The following is a 505-nucleotide window of genomic DNA, read 5'->3' as shown; positions in this document are numbered from 1 at the left end:
TGTATGCTTTTGAGAACTTTTGCCATACTCACAAAATCATCTTCAACAAAATTCCCAGAGCTGTAACACTTCTTCTTCACTAGATAAGGCGGGTCTAGGTAAAACAAACTGTCGGGTGCATCAAATAGCTCGATAACCCGTTCCCACGACAAATTTAAGATTGTCGTATCAAGAAGCTTCTGTCTAACACGTCTCATCCTTGATAACAGCTTTTCGGGATTAAATAATGTAGGCTTTTTCCTTCCAAAGCCAAAAGAGACATACTCTTTTTTCCCATACATCACACAACGTTGGAGAAACAAAAAGCGAGCGGCTCTTTCAACTTTGGAAAGGCTCTCTGGTTCAATCGCCGCAAGTTCAAAAAACAACTGTCTTGAACAAACAAACCATTCTAGTCGTTTGGCTAGATCATCAAAATGGTTTTGAACGCATTGAAACAGATTCGTGATCTCTCCATTCAAATCATTAATCACGGAATATTTCACTGATCTTTTGTTTAGGAAAA

General features: G+C 38.6%; 1 protein-coding gene. It reads right to left on the bottom strand.

Annotated elements, in window-relative coordinates; all coding sequences use genetic code 11:
- A partial coding sequence (locus tag ACFIKE_RS12255; RefSeq protein ID WP_375650239.1) for a DNA adenine methylase occupies positions 1–505 on the bottom strand: 505 nt, incomplete at both ends.

Origin of the sequence: Bartonella sp. MU70NMGDW (assembly GCF_042194085.1) — a bacterium.
Classification (GTDB): Bacteria; Pseudomonadota; Alphaproteobacteria; order Rhizobiales; family Rhizobiaceae; genus Bartonella; species Bartonella grahamii.
Note: the sequence above shows the minus strand (reverse complement) of the source record. Positions and strands in the feature narration are given on the sequence as shown.